The 20,508-nt window shown below is 45.7% G+C and carries 27 protein-coding genes and 2 pseudogenes; 4 read left to right on the top strand and 25 right to left on the bottom strand.

What is annotated here, in order from left to right; genetic code table 11:
- Window positions 1–127: 127 nt before the first annotated feature.
- The 4 genes from EST42_RS01855 to EST42_RS01840 form a co-directional block, all read right to left on the bottom strand.
- Window positions 128–1,348 carry an MFS transporter gene (locus EST42_RS01855; RefSeq protein ID WP_134643966.1) on the bottom strand — a complete coding sequence of 407 codons (1,221 nt, stop codon included), beginning with the start codon at window positions 1,346–1,348 and terminating at the stop codon, window positions 128–130.
- Between the two features lie 102 nt (window positions 1,349–1,450).
- Window positions 1,451–2,269, bottom strand: a complete 819-nt coding sequence (locus tag EST42_RS01850) for an RsiV family protein (RefSeq protein ID WP_134643965.1) — start codon at window positions 2,267–2,269, stop codon at window positions 1,451–1,453.
- Entirely contained in the window at window positions 2,266–2,751 is a 486-nt protein-coding gene (locus EST42_RS01845) for an RNA polymerase sigma factor (RefSeq protein ID WP_134643964.1), read from the bottom strand. Before EST42_RS01845 ends, EST42_RS01850 begins: the two co-directional genes overlap by 4 nt.
- Window positions 2,752–2,845: 94 nt before the next feature.
- On the bottom strand, window positions 2,846–3,214 hold the full coding sequence (locus EST42_RS01840; RefSeq protein WP_134643963.1) for a hypothetical protein: 369 nt from the start codon (window positions 3,212–3,214) through the stop codon (window positions 2,846–2,848).
- Window positions 3,215–3,288: 74 nt separating this feature from the next.
- Here EST42_RS01840 and EST42_RS01835 point away from each other — a divergent pair, with 74 nt between their 5' ends.
- Window positions 3,289–3,807, top strand: coding sequence for a DUF1836 domain-containing protein (locus tag EST42_RS01835; protein WP_134643962.1), 519 nt, complete (start codon window positions 3,289–3,291; stop codon window positions 3,805–3,807).
- Between the two features lie 198 nt (window positions 3,808–4,005).
- On the opposite strand, the gene EST42_RS01830 is transcribed toward EST42_RS01835, so the two are convergent.
- From EST42_RS01830 to mutY, 11 genes are all read right to left on the bottom strand, one after another.
- Window positions 4,006–5,271 (bottom strand): D-alanyl-D-alanine carboxypeptidase family protein, encoded by a 1,266-nt coding sequence (locus EST42_RS01830; RefSeq protein ID WP_134643961.1) that lies wholly within the window; start codon window positions 5,269–5,271, stop codon window positions 4,006–4,008.
- 5 nt (window positions 5,272–5,276) lie between these two features.
- A complete protein-coding gene (locus EST42_RS01825; protein ID WP_010375005.1) occupies window positions 5,277–6,398 on the bottom strand; it encodes a sensor histidine kinase in 1,122 nt (373 codons plus the stop codon).
- A gap of 42 nt (window positions 6,399–6,440) precedes the next feature.
- Window positions 6,441–7,130, bottom strand: coding sequence for a response regulator transcription factor (locus tag EST42_RS01820; RefSeq protein WP_010375006.1), 690 nt, complete (start codon window positions 7,128–7,130; stop codon window positions 6,441–6,443).
- Between the two features lie 26 nt (window positions 7,131–7,156).
- Entirely contained in the window at window positions 7,157–7,882 is a 726-nt protein-coding gene (locus EST42_RS01815; protein WP_134643960.1) for a DUF1129 domain-containing protein, read from the bottom strand.
- 12 nt (window positions 7,883–7,894) lie between these two features.
- A complete protein-coding gene (ychF, locus tag EST42_RS01810) occupies window positions 7,895–8,998 on the bottom strand; it encodes a redox-regulated ATPase YchF (RefSeq protein ID WP_134643959.1) in 1,104 nt (367 codons plus the stop codon).
- Window positions 8,999–9,021: 23 nt separating this feature from the next.
- Window positions 9,022–9,216, bottom strand: a complete 195-nt coding sequence (locus EST42_RS01805; RefSeq protein WP_010375013.1) for a DUF951 domain-containing protein — start codon at window positions 9,214–9,216, stop codon at window positions 9,022–9,024.
- 15 nt (window positions 9,217–9,231) lie between these two features.
- Window positions 9,232–10,140 (bottom strand): ParB/RepB/Spo0J family partition protein, encoded by a 909-nt coding sequence (locus EST42_RS01800; RefSeq protein ID WP_134643958.1) that lies wholly within the window; start codon window positions 10,138–10,140, stop codon window positions 9,232–9,234.
- Window positions 10,127–10,897, bottom strand: coding sequence for a ParA family protein (locus EST42_RS01795; RefSeq protein ID WP_134643957.1), 771 nt, complete (start codon window positions 10,895–10,897; stop codon window positions 10,127–10,129). Before EST42_RS01795 ends, EST42_RS01800 begins: the two co-directional genes overlap by 14 nt.
- 13 nt (window positions 10,898–10,910) lie before the next feature.
- Window positions 10,911–11,630, bottom strand: a complete 720-nt coding sequence (gene rsmG / locus EST42_RS01790) for a 16S rRNA (guanine(527)-N(7))-methyltransferase RsmG (RefSeq protein ID WP_134643956.1) — start codon at window positions 11,628–11,630, stop codon at window positions 10,911–10,913.
- A gap of 147 nt (window positions 11,631–11,777) precedes the next feature.
- Window positions 11,778–12,695 (bottom strand): ribonucleoside hydrolase RihC, encoded by a 918-nt coding sequence (gene rihC, locus EST42_RS01785; protein ID WP_134643955.1) that lies wholly within the window; start codon window positions 12,693–12,695, stop codon window positions 11,778–11,780.
- A gap of 101 nt (window positions 12,696–12,796) precedes the next feature.
- Window positions 12,797–13,894, bottom strand: a complete 1,098-nt coding sequence (gene mutY, locus EST42_RS01780; RefSeq protein WP_134643954.1) for an A/G-specific adenine glycosylase — start codon at window positions 13,892–13,894, stop codon at window positions 12,797–12,799.
- Window positions 13,895–14,036: 142 nt separating this feature from the next.
- On the opposite strand from mutY, the gene rpiA reads away from it, so the two are divergent.
- Together rpiA and EST42_RS01770 are read left to right on the top strand one after the other, a co-directional pair.
- Window positions 14,037–14,735 carry a ribose-5-phosphate isomerase RpiA gene (gene rpiA / locus EST42_RS01775; protein ID WP_134643953.1) on the top strand — a complete coding sequence of 233 codons (699 nt, stop codon included), beginning with the start codon at window positions 14,037–14,039 and terminating at the stop codon, window positions 14,733–14,735.
- A gap of 95 nt (window positions 14,736–14,830) precedes the next feature.
- Window positions 14,831–15,400, top strand: coding sequence for a DUF805 domain-containing protein (locus tag EST42_RS01770; protein WP_167711024.1), 570 nt, complete (start codon window positions 14,831–14,833; stop codon window positions 15,398–15,400).
- Window positions 15,401–15,451: 51 nt separating this feature from the next.
- Here EST42_RS01770 and EST42_RS10860 read toward each other — a convergent pair whose 3' ends face one another.
- The 10 genes and pseudogenes from EST42_RS10860 to EST42_RS01740 form a co-directional block, all read right to left on the bottom strand.
- On the bottom strand, window positions 15,452–15,658 hold the full coding sequence (locus EST42_RS10860; RefSeq protein ID WP_245150325.1) for a hypothetical protein: 207 nt from the start codon (window positions 15,656–15,658) through the stop codon (window positions 15,452–15,454).
- Window positions 15,659–16,138 (bottom strand): DUF4956 domain-containing protein, encoded by a 480-nt coding sequence (locus tag EST42_RS01765; RefSeq protein ID WP_245150324.1) that lies wholly within the window; start codon window positions 16,136–16,138, stop codon window positions 15,659–15,661. It abuts the gene before it with no gap.
- A 25-nt stretch (window positions 16,139–16,163) separates the two neighbouring features.
- Window positions 16,164–16,403 carry a VTC domain-containing protein gene (locus EST42_RS10855; protein WP_342365126.1) on the bottom strand — a complete coding sequence of 80 codons (240 nt, stop codon included), beginning with the start codon at window positions 16,401–16,403 and terminating at the stop codon, window positions 16,164–16,166.
- A 225-nt stretch (window positions 16,404–16,628) separates the two neighbouring features.
- On the bottom strand, window positions 16,629–17,432 hold the full coding sequence (locus tag EST42_RS01755; RefSeq protein ID WP_280633854.1) for a carbohydrate-binding domain-containing protein: 804 nt from the start codon (window positions 17,430–17,432) through the stop codon (window positions 16,629–16,631).
- The gene (locus tag EST42_RS11310) at window positions 17,416–17,700 is read right to left on the bottom strand and encodes a carbohydrate-binding domain-containing protein (RefSeq protein ID WP_280633855.1); all 285 of its coding nucleotides are present in this window, start codon (window positions 17,698–17,700) and stop codon (window positions 17,416–17,418) included. The genes EST42_RS01755 and EST42_RS11310 overlap by 17 nt, the downstream gene beginning before the upstream one ends.
- A 63-nt stretch (window positions 17,701–17,763) precedes the next feature.
- Entirely contained in the window at window positions 17,764–18,069 is a 306-nt protein-coding gene (locus EST42_RS10850) for a hypothetical protein (protein ID WP_245150322.1), read from the bottom strand.
- A gap of 134 nt (window positions 18,070–18,203) precedes the next feature.
- A complete protein-coding gene (locus EST42_RS01750; protein WP_245150321.1) occupies window positions 18,204–18,467 on the bottom strand; it encodes a hypothetical protein in 264 nt (87 codons plus the stop codon).
- Between the two features lie 127 nt (window positions 18,468–18,594).
- Window positions 18,595–18,855: pseudogene (locus EST42_RS01745) on the bottom strand (phosphodiester glycosidase family protein); the annotation flags it as partial.
- Between the two features lie 82 nt (window positions 18,856–18,937).
- On the bottom strand, window positions 18,938–19,081 hold the full coding sequence (locus EST42_RS10845; RefSeq protein ID WP_245150320.1) for a hypothetical protein: 144 nt from the start codon (window positions 19,079–19,081) through the stop codon (window positions 18,938–18,940).
- A gap of 78 nt (window positions 19,082–19,159) precedes the next feature.
- Window positions 19,160–19,939 carry a glycosyltransferase gene (locus EST42_RS01740; RefSeq protein ID WP_245150319.1) on the bottom strand — a complete coding sequence of 260 codons (780 nt, stop codon included), beginning with the start codon at window positions 19,937–19,939 and terminating at the stop codon, window positions 19,160–19,162.
- 345 nt (window positions 19,940–20,284) lie between these two features.
- Here EST42_RS01740 and EST42_RS01735 point away from each other — a divergent pair.
- Window positions 20,285–20,508: pseudogene (locus EST42_RS01735) on the top strand (hypothetical protein); the annotation flags it as partial.

The following is a 20,508-nucleotide window of genomic DNA, read 5'->3' as shown; positions in this document are numbered from 1 at the left end:
CCGGGCGCAAAAGCCGGCAATCTCCCGATTTAGAATCGGAGGATTGCCGGCTTTTAAACGTGTTCCGAAAGGCCGAACCCTTAATATAACGCCTTTCGTCTCACTCTCATTCTCATATAATCAGCTATTAAAATGACGCTTTCATTTTGGCAGCAGTGGCAACTGAATAAATCGCAATCAGTACGCCAACCATCAACATGATAGCAGCACCGATATTGCCAACAAAGTGTGATGCTGACACCATCACCCCAGCGACAATATTACCCAGTGGTCGCGTCGCAGCAAATGCACCTGAATAAGCCCCGAGTTTCTCAGGATTCATCATATCTGCGCGTAACGTCTGACTTGATGGCACATTAATCATTTCACCGACCGTGAAGACAACTGCCGTAAAGGCCAGTGGCCAAAAGTCGCGGAGCAAGAAGGCCATGGCAAAGCCGAGGCCTTGCAAGAATGTCCCAATCATATAACCGCGGATTAGCGGCCAGCAATTTGTCATATGATTAAAGGCTGACATCGTTAAGACGATTAAGACCGTATTAATCACCAGCATAAATGACAGCATTCGTTGGCCATAAAAATGAATGCCAAACAGCGTGTAATCGCGGAACGATTCTGCCAAGTGCGCTGCCAAATAGAAATCTGGTTGTGAATAAACAACGACCGAGAAAATCGTTCCGAACATGAATAGCAAGTACCGCTTGTCCGTCAGCACATGCCCGTATGACTTAATAGCACTCCAGACTGACGAATTTGTCTTAACGGTTGTCATATCCAGCGTTTCCGACATCCCCCACTTGATAATCGCCGCATTAATAATGCCGACAATCATTGATCCCATTAACAATTCAAAGAGGTAATCGCGGAAGAACCAACCACCAACGGCCGCCCCAATCATCACGCCAATGTTAATAATCCAATAAATCAATGCAAAGACAAATTTACGATTTTTCAATGTTGATGAGTCAATCATCATCGCTTGCTCGGCCGGGTCAGCGAACGACGCCCCAACCGAAGCGGTGAGGAACCCAACAAAGGTGATGTACGGATTGGTATACCATGGTGAATTCATTAGCATAGCCAGCGCATAGCCGCCAATAATCATGGCCGAACCAATCAAGATGGTCTTTTTTCGCCCCAAAACGTCAGCTAAGTGACCGCCATACAACCCGGCAATAAAACCAGCTACCGAAACAGCAATTAGCAAAAACCCGGTAATGAAGGCCCCAAAATATTCAACGTAATAAACCGTTACGTTCGGACCAATTGAGCTCCCCAGTAAGACTGTTAGAAAAACAGTTAATGATCGCAGTTTCAAATTACGATCCAACTGCATGAAATCTTGCAACTTTCCACCCTCCTTTTTCTGTCATAATCTAATTAGCATAACACAAAGAAACCGCTGTTCATAAACAAAACAGCGGTTATATTAAAATTAAATTAGATTTAATTACTTCACGTATGTATGTGATATCAATTGGCTATCAATCTCATCAGTTGGTATTGTCATCGCTACCGTACCAACGTACATCGGTGCAATTTCACCGCGCTGGAAGACCAACACTAGTTCACCCTTGTTATTGATATAGAACGTCTGCTTAGGCCCAATTGCTGCAATCGGTGTGTCATACTGCTTTGATGCTGCGATTTGTTCATTGACATAATTTTTCAAAATCGTCCGATAGGCGTTCGTCTTAAATAGCATCGGCAGTGTCACTACCAGCCCGTTTTGCTTATCAATCGTTGTGTAACGCATCTTCGTAGCGGTATCGGCCGACGATATATCCTGACGTCGTTCCAGCACAAGTAGTTGCTCGTTGTTCACCTTTTCAGCATAGGTTTGTGTCATCGACTTAGGCGTGCCGTTGATCTTATTCATGAAGGACTCATGCAACGCGCGCCCTTCTTCTGCATAGGCCGTATTTAACTTATCAGATAATTGGCGGTCACGTAGGTTCGTCAACAAAGGCACCTTAATATCAGCGTACGACGTCTTGTCGACATGCTTGTACTCGCGAAACAACAAAACTTTCACCGCGTCACGCACAACTGGCACCCGTTCTGATGCGTTCGCGAATGAATAGGATGTGTTAAGTGCCAGCGTAAAGGCTGCTGCCACAGCACCGACACCTATTACTGATGATTGCCACCAATTCAAGCGCTTACGCTTTGGTTCAGTTGCGACAATCGCTTGGTTGATAACAGCCGTCAACTTATCAGTTGGAATATCCTGTTGTGTATACTGAATCTTCAAATCTGCTAAAGTCATGTTAAATTCCCCCCGCCCATCAAGGCTTCCAATTTATTCAGACTACGATAATATGTTGTTTTGACCGTATTTTCTGACAACTGCAATGTCAGCGCAATTTCCCCAAAGGTTTGATCTTCAAAAAAATGCAACCGAATAATCGCCTGTTCTTTATCAGACAAATCACTCACCGCTTGTTCAAGTGCCAAACGGGTTTCTGGTGCAACTCCCGTCAAAGCTGGCATAAACGTTAAGACATCGTCACCGATTTCATGACGACGGACTTGTTTACGTTGCGCATCGATAGCTGTATTAATCAAAATGCGAAACAGCCAGGTCTTGAGATATTGTTTCTCTTTCACCTGTCCAACCTGACGTAACGCTTTTTCAGCACTGATTTGCACGATATCCAGCGCCTCTGCTTCCGTGTGAACGTAGCCTAACGCAACGCGGTACAACGCCGTTTGATTTTCTTTCAGCGTGGCAATTAATTCTTCACGCATGTTACGTTCCCCCTAACTTTCAACACTTATTAGACGCTTTGATGAACGGAATAGTTTCAAAATTAAAAAACACGCCGTTAAGCGTGTTTTTTTATTACTCGGCGTCGCTGTTAGCTTCTGCTTCCGCAACAGCTGCTTCGTATGCCAAGACGCGTGCTGACACGTCCATGACGATATTATCTTCATCACGGATTGAGACAATCAATCCCTTGCCCAACCATGAATGGTCACCAGAGTAAGGCATTTCCATTTCTTGTTGGAAATCACCATCGTGTTGAACGAACATTACACCCACGATACTATCTGTGTAGTCATCCGCAAACCAAATGTCAACTTCAGGGAACATGATGGCCTTGTAGTTCATCATCGTATCAAACATTCCCCAAACTGCAGTCTGCGCTTCCTCAGGTAGTCGCTTAGCAAGTTCTTCAGTAACAACGCGTGACTTAGTAGATTCAAACATTATATATAGTTCCTCACTCTAGATGTGGTAAAATTAATTCATATAAAGTATACCACGGAAGGATAATCTGCCAAATGAACGAATATCTATCATGGCGCAAAGGCCTAAAGGAAGTCGAATTCCCACATTGGGAGGACTTGCCAACGTTTGACTTGTACATGGATCAAGTCGTTGAATATGTAAATGAAGTCTTGGCACCTTTAAACATGCCGGTCGTCACGTCAACGATGATTAACAATTACGTTAAGCAAAAGGTCATCTTGGCACCTGTTAAAAAGAAGTACCAAACGATGCAAATCGCGGATATCTTAATTATTTCACTGATGAAGCCCGTCTTCTCACTGGAAGAAATCCGTTCAGCCATCGATCAAGTGACGATTGGTGATTACCCTAAGAAGGCGTACAACGCGTTCGTTGATGCGTTGATGGCGCGTTTACAAGGTCCTGTGCCAGTTGAATTTGATCCTGACAACATTGATCTCCAGCTAATGCGTGACGCTGCCAACGTCGTCTTCCATAAAATGGAAGCTGAGAAGTTATTGGCCATCATGCGTGAACGCAACCCAATCAAGGAAGTACCTACTAAGAAGTAGTTTTTTTGTGGAATCGTCGCGTTGCGACGAGGCATGGGGGTGGAAAAGTGGCTTCGACGAAGATTACATGCCCGTTCCTATTTCCCCTCTCAACACTTTGATAGTCAAAGCCAACAGAACACAACTTAACTGCTATAACACACATTAACCACATTTAAAAGGCACAACACCTGCATTAGGCGTTGTGCTTTTTCGTATTTATTCAAATAGGCTCATAATGATGCGCTTCGCATCACGGTACCATTGTACAACTCGTGATGCTTGGGCGACATCGCGGGTCATAATCAAATCTACCTTAGGCGGACTTGCTAAATAGTCATTCGCTGCGTTACGTTCGGCTGTTGTGCCTCCATCAACGAAAACTGTTTCTTGGTGATCAACAACGTGCCCCTTCGCAATTGGCGCAATCATATCATTATTTGACCGAATCGTCATGTTAAGTTTGCCACCACGCAATGCAGTTGGCACGAACATTGAGACCGCCGTTTTCGTCGCGATTGGGAAACGATCTTCCCCGGCGCGAGCTTCCTCAACTTGCACACGTTGGATAACTGTTCCCTTAGCCAAAGTCTTAACTCTCATCGCCGTCTTAACCGCATTCAACATAGCCACCGTTTGTGAGAACGTGTGGTCACTACCGAGCACCACCGTCACCACTTGGCGACCTTCCAAGGTTGTTAACCCAATAAACGTGCTGTGGACCGACAAGGCATACCCTGTTTTAAGACCGGTAAACTTATATCCTTGGCCATCAGCCAATAATTTATCTGAGTTTTCAATCATTTCAGTTCCGGTAGCCCCACTTGGAACCTCAGCTGTTTGCATACTCGTAATTTGTTGGATTTCAGGGTAGTCCGTCACCAAATGACGACCAACAATCGCCAATTCACGGGCCGATAGTTCGTTCTCAACATCTGCTCCCAGCATAGGATTCGTTAACGCACCCATATCACCATTCGTCAAACCGGCACCAGATACAATAGTCGTATCCTTGATACCCCAGCTGGTTAGCAAATCTTGAATTTGTTGGTTGACACCCGTATCCGTACCAGACACGGCATAGCCCAATGCTAACGCCGCTGCATTTGCTGACTTAATCAACGCCATTTCCATCAACTCTTGAATCGTATAGGTACGTTCCGTGCTAAGTGGCACATTAGCCAAAGCCGGCTCATTACTAATGGCGACAATCGAGGCTGGCACTTTCATCTGTGACTGCATCGACAGACGCCCCTCTTTAATGGCTTGTTCAACCAAATAAACCGTCAATAATTTTGAAATTGAGGCAATCGGTATCCGCTCGTTACCATTTTTATCTGCTAACACTTGGCCAGTTTGTACATCGGCCACCACTGCACTTTGCGCGTCCACTTTGGGCGTCACGGTTGCAGCTGATGCCGACACAGCAATCCCTGTCACTAACAGAATTCCCGCCAGCAAGCCTGCCCACACACGCTTTGTCATATCTCTTAGGCCTCATTTCCTAGTTCTGGTTGTAAAGGCAACTGGACAATAAAGCTCGTCAAATCATCATCTGACTCGACTCGCACCGTCCCTCCATGCGCCTCGACAACACCATTCACGATTGCTAAACCAAGGCCGGTCCCACCTGTCTTAGTATTCCGTGAACTTTCCACCCGATAGAAGCGATCAAACAACCGCTTGATTGAATCGGCAGGAATTTTTTCACCGTTATTTTGTACGCGAACTTCTACATAATTTTCGCTTTTGTTAGTCTTGGCTGTCAACCGCACAAATGTTGCACCGTCGCCATACTTCAAAGCGTTATTAATCAAATTCATAAAGACACGTGCCAAACGGTCAGGATCACCAACCATTTCAATCGTATCCGGATTGGTAACCGCCGAGACAACAACGTGCTTATTCTTAGCTTCTAACTCGTAGTTAACTGCCAATTGTTGCAACATGGCTGCTAAATCCAACGGCGCCCAACGCAACTTGAAATCGACCTGGTGGACCTGTGTGTAATCAAACAAATCTTCAACCAACGACTTCATTTGGCCTGCCTTCGAAAAGGCTGTGTTAGCATATTTCACCAAGTCCTTGCGTGCTAACTTTTCATCTTCATCATTAATAATCAGGCCCAAGTAACCCAAAATTGATGTTAATGGTGTCCGCAAATCGTGCGACACATTCGTAATCATTTCGTCCTTTGAACGCTCAATTTCACGTTCTTCAGCCATTGCAGCTTGTGCGGCATCAAAAACGCCGTTCACATTCGTTACGAGGGGCCGCAACCGACGTCCCCAACGCTTTTCCGGCAATCCTTCACTTTCTGTATCACGAACACGTGGTGCCAAATCACTCACCGCTTCGATTAAGCGGTTCAGCAATACTGCTTCGTAGAAATGGCGAATCAGCAACAGCCACAACACAACGACCACTAAGCCAACTATAATAACAAGTGGTTGTTGCTGTGCCCAAGCCGCTTGCAATTCAAGCAACCAGTTGGCACTTGTCCAGGCTGAGCGGGTGACTAAGATGCCCCCAATGCCCATAAATACAAAAAGCAGGGCCGAAACGACTGCCTTGACCACCCACAGGAGCCAATCCAGTACACTAAGTTTCATCCCTACTTCTCACTTTCTATTGCATAGATGCAAATCTATACCTTACAAAACTTCAATCTTGTAACCAACACCCCAAACGGTTTGGACCACTTGGTTACCGCCAGTTGCTGCTTCCAACTTATCGCGCAAGTGTGAAACGTGCACCATAACCGTCTTAGCAGACACAACTGATTCTTGTTGCCAAACGCGTTCGAAAATGTCGTCAGCGCTGAACACACGATTTGGGTGTGAGGCCAACAAATACAAGATACCGAACTCCAACGCCGTCAAGTTAACCTCAACACCGTCAGCCGTCTTAACTTCGTGGCTATCCTTGTTAATCGTCAAAGGTCCAATATCCAAAACTTCTGGCGTTGCTTGCGCCATACCGTTTTGGGCACGACGCAACAATGCACGGACGCGGGCCATCACTTCAAGCGGATTGAATGGCTTCGTTACGTAGTCATCTGCTCCCGTAATCAATCCTTGAATCTTGTCCATCGCACCCGACTTAGCTGACAACATCAAGATAGGCACTGGGTTGTCCTTACGAACTTCCTTCAACACTTCCGTACCGTTCATATCAGGCATCATAATATCCAAAATAATCAAACCAATATCAGGGTTCGTGCGAATCTTTGTCATCGCTTCCCTACCATCACTGGCAATCACTGGCTCGTAACCTTCGTTCTTCACATAGATTTCAAGCAATTCAGCAATTTCGTGATCATCGTCAACAATCAAAATCTTCATGTCTAGTCCCTCACTGATTTCTGTGCTTACTTTGTATCTTGACGTGGACGTGTTGCACTACCCAAGAATCCACCTTGAATACCCGTCTTAACGCGCCAGAAGCGGAAGCCGATAAAGGCCAATACCGCAAGGATCAAGTATATCCAACCTGGCAACAATGGGTTGATGATTGGTGGCAAGTAGGCGAAGCCCATGTATGCCAAGAACCAAAGGACAAACGCACCAACAGAAACCACAATTTTCTTCCAAAGTGGAGTCTGTACGCCATCCTTGCTTGGTGCAAGGGTCATCGTGACGGCAGCGAAGAAGACACCACCCAACAATGACGTCAAAACAAGTGATGTGATACCTGCTGCACCAGCGCTACCGGCTTGGTTAGACTTGCTAAACATCAACGTCAAGCCAAACATAAAGCTAAACATCATAAAGAAGGCAATGGCATTATCAACCATCAATGGCCAGAAGCCGTACGTGGCATAACCACGGGCTGGCGCTTCGGCCGCTTGCTTCGCCTTGAAGCCCAATGCTTCAGATGGCGTGTTAAACAATTGCTTAGCTGTGGCACCCGTCTTTTGACCGTCCAACAACTTTACCCCAACTTCGGTAATCAAACCGGCCTTTGATGCGTCCCCATCAACGAGTTGCACCATTTGCCAAATAAATTCTTGATTACGCTTCGTCAAACCAGATGTTGCCAAATCGGCCCGCGTTGGCAACGCTGGTTGAGCCTGCGTTTCTTGTGATTCTGTCATGTAGTCCCCCAATTAAACGTTGAACAAGAATTCGATGATATCACCGTCTTGTACAACGTATTCCTTACCTTCTGAACGGCGACGGCCGGCTTCCTTAACAGCCTTCATTGAACCGTATTCGTCCAAATCAGCAAAAGCGACCGTTTCAGCACGGATAAAGCCACGCTCGAAGTCAGAGTGAATAACTCCAGCAACTTGTGGTGCCTTCATGCCGGCACGGAACGTCCAAGCACGAGTCTCCTTACCACCAGCGGTAAAGAACGTACGCAAGTCCAACAAGTGGTAGGCAGAACGAATCAAACGGTTCAAACCTGGTTCCGTAATACCTTGCAATTCCATCAATTCAGCCTTGTCTTCATCATCCATACCGGCCAACTCTTCTTCAGCACGGGCTGAAATACCGATGACATCAGCGTTTTCAGCAGCCGCGAATTCCTTAATTTGTTGGAAGTACTTTGATGATTCTGGATCAGCCATATCATCTTCCGCCACGTTTGCCACGTACAAGACGGGCTTTGACGTCAACAAGAACAAGCCACGTACAATCTTTTGCTCGTCTTCGTTCCAGTCGATGGAACGGGCTGGCTTACCCTCTTCCAAAACAGGCTTCAACTTAGCCAAGACCTCAAATTCTGCCGCAGCGTCCTTATCCTTAGCTTGCTTGGCCTTCTTTTCAACCGTCGCATAACGTTTATCAACAGATTCCAAATCGGCCAAGATCAATTCCAAGTTAATGGTGTTGATATCGTCGGTTGGGTCAACCTTACCGCTAACGTGAGTAATGTCATCATCATCGAACGCACGAACTACGTGAACAATGGCGTTCACTTGACGGATGTTCTCCAAGAACTTGTTACCCAAACCTTCACCCTTTGAGGCACCCTTAACGATTCCGGCAATGTCAGTAAATTCAAAGGTCGTTGGTACGATTTTGTCGGCTGGTACCAATTCTTGGATACGAGCCAAACGATCATCAGGCACTTCGACCATCCCCACGTTTGGTTCAATCGTGGCGAATGGGTAATTAGCCATTTCGGCACCCGCCTTGGTGATTGCGTTAAACAAAGTCGACTTACCAACGTTTGGCAAACCAACGATTCCTGCTGTAAGAGCCATTTTTATATACCTATCTCTCTAAATTAATCTTGTTGTTCTGACGCCTTGCGCAAAATACGCTTCAAGCGCTTATCAAAGTCGTGGCGTGTCATCATGACTTGGTGACCGCAACCTTGGCACGTCAACTTAATGTCCGCACCAACGCGCATAATTTCCCACTCATTTGCGCCACACGCATGTGGCTTCTTCATTTCAACGATATCATGCAAGTTGTACATTTATCCAACCCCCGCTTAGTCCTCATCGAATGAAATGCCCAATACATCAAAGATGCGGTTCAAATCATCATCTGACAAGTATGCAATTTCAATTTTACCAGCGCCCTTGCGATTACGCGTCACATTGACCTTGGTACCAAACTTATCTTCCAGGGCGGCGGTCGTCGCCTTCAAGTATGCTGATGGTTCATCAGCGCCTTTGCTAGTTGGATCTGACTGCTCATTTAACTTATTAACCAGTTGCTCCAATTGGCGCACGGTCATACCCTCAGCGATAGCGCGCTTGGCCACTGGCACAATGCGCCGCTTGTTACGCAAGCCAAGTAGTGTCCGTGCTTGCCCCATTGAAAGTTCGCCTGCATTCAGGAGGTCCTTCACTTCATCGGGCAAGTTTAACAAGCGCAAGAAATTAGCCACGGCTGACCGGGCCTTTCCCAAACGCTTGGCCACTTGTTCTTGCGTTAACTCCAACGCATCCATCATATCGCGGTACGCTTGAGCCTCTTCAAGGGGCGTCAAGTCTTCACGTTGCAAGTTTTCTAAAATGGCCGCTTGCAACATTTGATCGTCATCTAACTTGCGCACAATCGCTGGTACTTTAGTCATACCGGCTAATTGTGACGCACGCCAACGACGCTCACCTGCCAACAATTCATATTGCGCATTGTCTTTTGGACTGTGGCGGACAATTACCGGTTGCAACACCCCGTTTTCCTTGATTGAAGCCGCTAAATCTTGCAAAGCGTCTTGTTCAAAAACATGTCGCGGTTGGAACGGATTTGCCACAATCTTATCGATAGCTAGGTCACGAACAGAATCGTTCGTGGCGATGGTTGTATCAAGACCTTGTGAATCAAACAGGGCGCCTAGACCGCCACCGTGACCACCAAGGCCTCCCAAACCTGACTTCTTAGCGTTCGCCATGAGCAGCCAAGACCTCCTTTGCCAAGTCCATATATACTTCAGAACCCTTTGACTTAGGGTCATAATCAATAATAGCCAACCCGCGTGATGGCGCCTCTGACAGGCGGACATTACGTGGAATCACGGTAGCGTATACATCACTGCCAAAATAATCACGCACATTCGCAATAACGTCGGCCGACAAGTTCGTTCGTGGGTCAACCATGGTCATCAGCACTCCTTCAACTTCCAAATCTGGGTTGAAGTGCTGCTTGACCAACTTCATGTTGTTCATCAATTGGCCAAGTCCTTCGAGCGCATAGTACTCAGCTTGCACAGGAATCAAAATTGAATCCGCCGCTGAGAATGTGTTGATTGTTACCAATCCAAGTGAAGGTGGATTATCAATCAGCACGTAGTCATACTTTTCACGAACGCCTGACAGTGCGTTTTTCAAACGTAATTCACGAGCCATCACCGGAGCCAATTCTAGTTCGGCACCAGCCAAACGAATCGTTGCTGGCACAATGTCCATGCCTTCGTGCGAAGTTGACAAAATAACATCAGCCAATGGCACATCGTGAACCAAGACATCGTAGACATCTTGCTCAATGCTTGACTTTTGGACGCCTGATCCAGACGTTGCGTTTCCTTGGGCATCCGTGTCGATAACCAACACAGACTTACCCAAAGTTGCCAAGGCCGCTCCCAAATTGACCGTGGTCGTCGTTTTGCCAACACCACCTTTTTGGTTAGCTAATGCAATAACGTGTCCCATTGATTTCCCCTTCCTACAACGGCTTACGCACCGGATCACCCGGCTTGCGTGGATACTTCTTTGGTGTATTTTTCACCTTTTCAATCACAATAACTGAACGTGGGTCGCCGTTTGGCAAGCTCACATCGATTTGTTCACCAATTTTGGCACCCAAAGTCGTGATGGCCTTCTTAGCCTCTTGTAACTCTTCGTCGGCGGCACTGCCCTTCATAGCCAGCAGAACACCACCAACCTTAACGAATGGCAATGTCAATTCGCCCAAAATATTTAGGCGCGCCAACGCACGGGCCGTTGCCACATCATATTGCTCACGAGCTGGTGCGCTCTTGTTACCAAACTCCTCAGCACGGGCATGTTCTACCGCCACACCTTCCAAGCCCAATTCCTTAACCAAATCACGCAAGAAATTAATACGCTTATTCAACGCATCAATAATCGTGATTTGCAATTGTGGAAACGCAATCTTCAATGGCAATGATGGGAAGCCCGCACCAGCACCAACGTCAATCATGTGCAATGCCTCAGTTTGCAAAGCTGGGTATGCCCATGCCAGTGTTAATGAGTCATAAAAGTGCTTCATGTAGACTTCATCGCGTTCTGTGATGGCCGTCAAGTTCATGTGCTCATTCACCGCAACTAAACGCTCGTAGTATTGCTGATATTGCGCTAGTTGGTGTGCATTCAGTTCAACATTGTGCTCGCGTAATGCCGCCGCAAATTCTTCGGGATTCATTATCATTCTCCAAACTGATTCCAATAATAAAAGAATACCGCAAAATGCCCGTCTATTCAATAGTTGCACAGGTTTTAACGGTGTAATTGTTTCACGTGAAACAGGATGTTAAAAAGGCCACCGCACGGTTAGCGATGACCTTTTGGATTACTTCATAAACGTTGCGACCTCTGACATAAACCAGGTGTTAAAGGCTGGTACATCAATATCCGTCGCCACCGCCACATTGGTTGTGCCATGGTGTGACCCCAACATATCGGCAACCGTTGCCCCCAAGGCCTGACCCTCAGTAATGACATCAACCCAATAGTCCGTTAGTTTGAAGGCTTCTGGGTGAGATAGATAGAACAACGTGTTCACGTCGTGCATTGGCTTACCTGTATCTTCGTTGTCGCCATAATGTTGCAACAGTGCCTGCAGCATCGCCCCGGATTCATTCACGTCTGATAGCTTGGCAATGTTCTCATATGACAGCAATGCTTTCATCGTCACATCAAGGCCAATCATTACAATTGGCAGGTCAGCCTCAAAGACAATTTTTGCAGCGTGCGGATCTGTATAAATATTAAATTCTGCCACGCTGGACACATTACCACCAGTGAGCGAACCACCCATCACAACTAAGCGATCGATCTTCGCTTTAACCTCTGGGTACATGCGGAATAACAGAGCAACGTTCGTGAAGGCCCCCGTGATAACCAACGTCAACTGGTCTGCGCTTTTCATCAAGGTTTCGCGCATCGCCTCAACGGCATGTTGCGCTACCGGCTTGGTAGTCACCGCTGGAAAATCCCAACCAGGCATGCCCGATTCACCGTGCACATATGATGCGTCTTCGTATGGCTTCAGTAGTGGCATTTTCGCACCAGCAGCAACTGGCACTTGCTCTTGCACCCCGAAAAATTCAACAAGTTTCAACGCATTTAATGCTGTCTTCTCTACACCAACATTGCCGGCCACTGTCGACAACAATTGAACATCAAACTGCGGATCAGTCAAGGCGATGGCAATCGCAGCTGCATCATCAATTCCTGGATCCATATCAAGCATAATTTTTTGTGCCATGGTTACTTCCTTTCAAACGTCAGGTTATTCCTCACGCGCCCCGTCTAAATTGTATAACCATATTACCACACTTTGGTTGTGTATATTTTTGCAATATTTACTTATATTTTTGCCCAAATTTTCTCTTGGATTTTAGGCTGTGGATCGGCGTCTAAGACTACCTTGGGGCGCCAAGTCCCTCGCGTCAACTCCTGTTCAGTTACTTCTGCCGTCAGCACAATGACCGTCCATTTTTGGTGGGTATACACGTGCGTTACTGGTCGACCAGCCAACTTTGCGAGCGTCGCTTTAACGCCGTAATCTGTCAACAAACGTTGCTCAGTAGCCGCAATCATTTCTTCGATAGCCCAGTTAGCATCTGGATCGTTAACAAAATCGGTTAACGCATAGAGTGGCATCGTCCAGAAATTCGCCAGTAACCCATCGGCTGGCCGTTGTTCCCACAAATAGCCAGCTGGCGACTTAACTGCCAGCGCAAAATACGTAATTGGCTTAGGCCTGGGTGCCTTTGTTTTGACCGGATAAAACTCTTCCGTCCCATCAGCATATGCGGCGTTAAATTGCTTGACAGGCGAATGTTCCGAATCAAAATTTTTCGCACTCATGTATGATGATCCCAAATCCATAATTGCTTGATTAAAATCACCCGGCCGTCCCGGATCAATCAGTTGCAAGCCTAGTTCAAAGAACAATTTACGCGTCTTAGGTTGGGCGATGTCCGCATCAATTTTAAATAAGCGTGCAAACACGCGGAACGCATTCCCGTCAATAGCCGGTACCGGTTCATTAAACGCGATACTAGCAATCGCCGCCGCTGTGTACGGCCCAATCCCTGTCAATTTTTCTAAAGCCGCCATATTGTCTGGCCACACACCTTGGTAATCATCACACACTTGGATAGCGGCTTTTTGCATGTTGCGTACGCGTGAGTAATACCCTAGCCCTTCCCAAGCCTTTAGCAGCGCCTGTTCCGGGGCACTAGCTAAGTCGTTAAGCGTTGGGAACATTGACATAAAACGATTGAAATATGGAATAACCGTCTGCACTTGCGTTTGTTGTAGCATAATTTCTGACACCCACACCCGGTAAGGGTCATGGTTTTCACGCCATGGCAAATCTGCCCGTCCCGCTTCATCGTACCAATTTAAGAGTGTCATTCTAAAATCATGAATTTTATCTTCGTCCCACATGTCAATCATGATGTATCCCACTTTCTTTTTTCATCGTCATTCCAGTTTACCAGATTGCACTTACGATTTTTCAACGAGAACTCATTTGCCTTATACCGCCTAAATAAGCGATAATAGGAGTAATAATTTTAATGAAATGGAAGTTGGCCCCATGAAAGACACAAACAAACTTAAGAAAATGGCTGGTTACCGGGCGGCAGAATTTGTCGAGGATGGCATGGTCGTCGGCATTGGATCTGGTTCAACCATTGCATACGTCATTGAGGCACTTGGGAAGCGCGTTTCAGAAGAAGGTTTGAACATCATTGGTGTCCCAACTTCTGACAAGACACGTCGTACTGCCGCAAAGCTTGGTATCTCGATGCACAACATTGACGACGTTGACCACATTGATTTAACAATCGACGGGGCTGACGAAATCGATCCTGATTTTGCTGCCATTAAGGGTGGCGGAGCGGCCCTGCTGTGGGAAAAAATTGTCGCCGTTAATTCAACGCGCAACATTTGGGTCGTCGACGAAGGTAAGTTAGCCCCCAAGCTAACCCACTACCTTCCCGTCGAAGTCATCCCATACGGATCAGACCAACTATTCAAGCGTTTGGATGCCAAGGGTTACAAGCCTTCATGGCGTTTGGATCAAAATGGCAACCCTGTCCGGACCGACTCAGCCAACTACTTAATTGATTTACACCCCGCTGATATCACGGATCCCTTCACATTAGGGCGCGAATTAACAAGCATGGTTGGTGTCGTGGAACACGGTTTGTTCCTAAACATTGTTGACACCGTCGTCGTTGGTCGCCAAGATGACGTCGAAATTTTCGACGCCCACCCACAACCACTTATCTAAAATTATTAAAGCACCGTTAAATCGGTGCTTTTTTATATGAATTGTTTTATTTTTATGACAAAATGAGCCTACAAAGTTTGAGGAGGTATTTTGAGATGGTGACAATGTGGCAAGCATTTAAAAATTTCTGGCGTGGGTACGTTAACTTTACGGGGCAATCAACCCGAGCTGAATACTGGTGGATGGCGCTCTGGCAATTCATCATTTGGACGGTTTGGGTAATATTGTTGGTCGCTTCCCTAGTGGCCGATGCATCTTTGCATGACATTGATGACAAAGTGATCAATCATGCCAATTTTGGTGACGCAGTGCACTTCATGTTCACCAGCACATCCATTTTGCCAGCCGTTCTAATTCTTGGCGCTATCTTGTATTTGGCCATGATTTTGCCAAATATCGCACTATTAATTCGCCGTTACCGTGACGCGGGTACGGCCACTTGGTTGGCCTGGGTCATTTGGATTTTGAGCGCTGTGGGCGGTGTTGTGTCCAACGTCAACTCTGATCAACATTTAGCAATCGCCTTTAGTTTCACTGGCCTATTCGGAATCATCAGCTTCATCTTGACCGTTTTGCCCACTGATTCACTAGCTGGCATCACTGGGATTGGGCGTCCACAAACTGAGGCGCCATCATCATTCAACGATGATGACAATGAACTTTAATAAATAAAAACGGTTGGATAGAAACATATCTATCTCAACCGCTTTTATTTATTAATATTCATCTGCAATTAAATTGTATTGCATCGCAATGCCTAAATTACCATTCGTTGTCCGCAAAGCATCAATAAACACTTTTTCATCAACACCTGATTTCATACGTAATAAGTATTGCAACTCAAACAACGAACCCAATTCAGTGGTCTTAACGCGCTTGAGTACAACCTTTTGTACATAATGTTTTCGCACCGCTTCTACCATTTACTTATCATACATATCTTCCGGCACCGTCAACTTTAATAATTGATCGGTTATCTCGTGGCCACCAAAGTTCAAGACATTCATCAGCAACATCGCAACTAGCAAGCCAATTGCCGAAAAGACCGCATAAGCTAGGTAACCCAGCCCAGAAGCCAGTCCAATGGCCATCGTCATCAAAACATACGTAATTTCAGCTGGATCACCCGGTGCTGAACGAAACCGGATCATTGAGAACACACCGGCCAAAGAAAAGGCGCGGGCCACATTATTACCCACTAACATGATAATGACCGCGATGACAACCGGTAACAAGACCAGTGTAAATGAAAACTTCTGCGGTGACACACGTGAGTTATAAGTTTTTAGATAGACAAGTGCCGTCACTAAACCAAGCAACATCGCTGTCACCATCTCAAGAATAAACGTGGGCAACGTGACGCCCGTTCCAGAACTTGTTGTTGTAAAAATTGAATTAAGCATGTGTAAAATCCTTTTCCATTAGCATTTAATATGCAGTCGCATGCCGTTGAAACCCATCCTTTAGACCACGTTCGAATTTTGAAAAACGGGTTGGACGAAGCTTGTATTGGCCCAAAATTTGGCGCAAAAAACTCGGCATCCCCCACTCGGTTTTAATCTCCATCAATACCATCCTTGGTTTTAATAGTTGATAACCTACCGTCTCAGTTGCGATATCCAGTTCAGTCATGTCGTATCGCACATTCCGGTCAAATGAAATCCGCAAATCACTAGTTGCCTGGGTCGCGTGCAATGCCTGCTGCGAGACGACATCCGTAATTGACGCAAAGTATAACGATTGAATCGGGTACCAATCACCGGCCTAATTATACTTATCAAGTCGCATCTTACTGGAGTCAAGTAGCTGCTGAATAATTCTGTCGACCTGATCAGCCGTGATTAAATACTTCACTTCATATCGATTAAATACTTGCATCGCTCTTTTCCCCCGTTATTGTGGCATGCCGCCCATTGGGCCACCAGCCATACCTTCTGTCAAACCAGACCCGGCCGTAACAGTGGTCGTTGTCCCCGCGACACTCACTTGGTACGAATTACCAGATGTTATACCAGTTGCAGCAACTGCTACGATATCACCGTCAGCGTTGGCCGTAAACGTCGTAATAACCTTGCCGGATTCATCGCTTACCTTAACCGTATCGCCAGTTTTACCACCGTTCGGTAGCTTCACATAAGCGCCATCGAAAGTTGCGCCTGTACCAGTTCCACCATACAGCAACGTCCCACCGGTAAATGTCATGGTACCGTCAAGATCAACCGCTTCATTATCAGGCGATGAATTGATCATCGCATTGATTGTACCGCCTGAAATTTTCACATCCCCGTTCGCATCTAAGCCATCACCGCCAGCTAAGAACGCCAATTTACCAGCCGTAATATTTAAGATTGGCGTCGTATAGCTCCCAGATGCATTAACCGCATCATCCGTACTTGAAATCGTTGTCTCACCACCATTCAAGTCAATCTCATTTGCCTGCAGTCCTTCATATGAACTAGTTACCTTGACCTTACCGCCAGAAATAACTAACTTACACTCGGCTGAAATACCATGGTTACCAAATTCAGTACCGGTCGCTACCGTAACATCGCCGCCCTTAATTTCAACTAACCCTTTGGTTTCCTCATTGTCTTGATTTGATTTGATGGCATCATCCCTAGCCGTTACATTGACCGTTCCATCTACGATATGCACGGAATCACTACCGACTAAGCCATCACTAGCTGCCCAGGGCAAATAAAGTACCTGATTTAATTTTCAAACCATCCTTGGTATATACTGCGTCCTTAGCATCGCCATTCACTGCTAGTGTTCCGTCACCCTTAAACGTCAAATCGTGGGTCGCGTAGATAGTAGCCCCTTTAACCTCTTCAGTATCGGCAATTGTCCCACCGTCAATTAGGTTAACGGAATTAGCGGCCGTTTCGATAATCGTCTTATCGGCGTTCTTTTCATAAATAGCGGCTCCTTGACTAGCAGTCAAATCAACCCCATTCATAATAATTGTGACCGCATCATTATCGCCGGCATCAACAATGATTTGAACGTCCGTTGCCGTCCCCGTAAATTAGTACGTCCCATCTTTTGAAATTGTAACCGTCTTCCCTGACACCTTGACGCCTTCACCCGAAGTTGTCATCTTATCCAAATTAACAGTCCCTTTGGCAGACACCTTACCAGAAGCATCCCCAGTTTTAGCACTTGTTGGATAGCTTGTCGCTACGGCAAGATTAGTCTTTTTAGTTGATAATGAACTTGCTGTTTGCGTTGCTTGATTATCACCTTGTGATTGCTGCGTTACCGCATACCCGGCACCACCGATTACTAATACGCCTGCCAACGCCAGCGTTGCAATTGTTTTCTTCGTTGTCATAATAATTACCTCGTGATTAAGTATCTTTACTATGCGGGAGAAAGATTAAACAACGACTTAACTGGGCTGATATGAACCTTAAATTTTTTGAACAAAAAATGACGTTATATTAACGAGTTCAGCCTTGCGCACCTTTAATTACCTTTAGATCGCTGTTTCAACCCGCCACTGACGCCAATAATCCAGAACAAGGCGGCAGAAACACCATAACCATATAGATATTGAGAGCCCGTTCCCGGAATCGTCAATATACCTTGCAGGACTAACCAGATTGTTATTGACCAAATCGCGAAATTCGACCATTGCCAAAAATGTTGGCGGCGAATCGCTGGGTAACCTCGTTTTCCGTTATAATCAGTACCCCATGACTTAACACTGCTACTAATGGCATTAACCATGCCCAATTCAGGCTCGCTGATTGCACACCGTGACCAAAATGATTATACACAAGATGGAAGACAAAAATAAAAATTGAAACGCCTACCCATTTTAGGACCGTTTTATATCGTTGCATCTTTTGCTCCTTTAATTTGCGTAACCAAAATACAGCATATCTGACACCGCGCGTTCGGATGACTGACCAGAACCGCCAACTGGATTATTAATCACTTTACCGTTCAAAACCATCGTTGATGACCCGCCACCATCCAAATTATAAGTATAGGTCGCACCGTGATCGGCCATCACATTAGCTAACTGATAAAGCGATAAACCTGTCGATTCTGACGTACGACTATCCGAAACCACAACAATATAGCGATTCTTTCCTACCTGATCAATGGCCGTACCAGAGTGTTGCAGTATAAACATATCTACCAACGTGAAACTCGTATAGCGCGTTAAAATGGTTGCGGTTATTAAATTTAATTTACGACTCATGAATTTGCTCCTGACGTTGCTTAAACACTAGTTGCTTTTGAATCAGGTAACTAACAATAAAGATAATGACATCAACCATGATTTTCACAGGAATTGGATGTGGAATAACCGTATCGACAAGTTGTAATAGCACCGCCGGCAAAATCATCTGAGCATTAAATAGGATGAGATATCGTCAACGATCACCTGCAACATTCTGACTTCGGAACACTCAACGCTGATTCAAGCTGAAGTTAACCACACCAGAAACCAGACGCGATAGTACAGAGGCTAGCAACAACGTTCCTGTTGACGCATTATGAAACACGGTCATTAACAACAGTGCAAATAACAGTATGTCAACGCTGTCTGAAGTTAACGAAGACAAGCCAAATTTCAAGAAACGTCGATAGACTAGGAGTGAATCGCGCACTGGATGAAAGTAAGTCCCTTCATTTTGACCTTCGTAAATAGTTTGAATTGGAATCATCGTCAGGTTGATTTGCAACACCTTTAATTCAAGTGGCATGTTCATCTCGTATTCAAAACGTTCTCCTTGCACGTTAGCCATTGCAGGTAAGATTGCCATTGGTAACCCGCGTAAACCCGTTTGTGTATCTGGAATTGTCAGACCCGTTGCCAACTTCGCCATCTTACTCGTAATGGTATTTCCCCAATATGACTTTGCCGGCACCTGTCCTTTTTCAAAATTTCTAACGCCCAGCACAAGACCTTGTTCGCCAGCCTCTAGCACCTCCGCCATATGAACCATATCGTCAATCGCATGTTGACCATCTGAATCAGCCGTCACCATCCCAACACTGTTTGGAAAATGTTGTTGGACATAACTAATCGCCGTTTTCAAAGCGGCACCCTTCCCTTGGTTCGTCTCATGAGTTAAAACAACAGCGCCCAACTCTGCCACTTGACCAAATATCGTTTGGAAGTGAATGTCCGATCCATCATCAACAACCACCACCGGGCGACGTGACACTTCGCGGATTGCCATCATAACAGTAATAAAAATTCTCAGTTGGTTCAAAGGCCGGGATAACAATCACGGCTTCGGTCCCTGTTTGTTCAATCTTCATAAGCAGTTCCTCGCTTTCTGTTCGTGGAACATCTTATGATTTGTAACCGAAGCGAAACTTCAATCAGCCACAAACAAATTTTAAACACAAAAAACGCTCGAATTATCCAACCGTCAATCGGAAAATTCGGCTCTATACTTTCTGGTGTTGGTGGAAGAAATGCCATCAACACCTTTTTGTGTTTAATTCTTAATTGCAAAAAGAAAAACACCAGTTTCCTGATATAGACTAAAGTCGCCAAACAAAATCTAAAGGAACTGATGCATATGAATAATACTATCTTACGTTACGTCGGATTAACAGACCCAAATTTTAAATTTATCGTGAACTCTGACAATGAATATAACCGTTATGAGTATCGTGGCAAGGATAACCACAAAGCATTGATTACACGTGCCACTCTTGAGAGTGACATTATGCGTTGCCCTGACTGTGGTTTCTTAGAGCATGTCACTAAGTATGGATATACAGATGACATCGAGATTTATCT

The sequence above is a fragment of the Weissella cibaria genome, from assembly GCF_004521965.1.
GTDB classification, from domain to species: domain Bacteria; phylum Bacillota; class Bacilli; order Lactobacillales; family Lactobacillaceae; genus Weissella; species Weissella cibaria_A.
The sequence above is the reverse complement of the archived record's forward strand: the minus strand, read 5'-3'. Positions and strand labels throughout refer to the sequence as shown.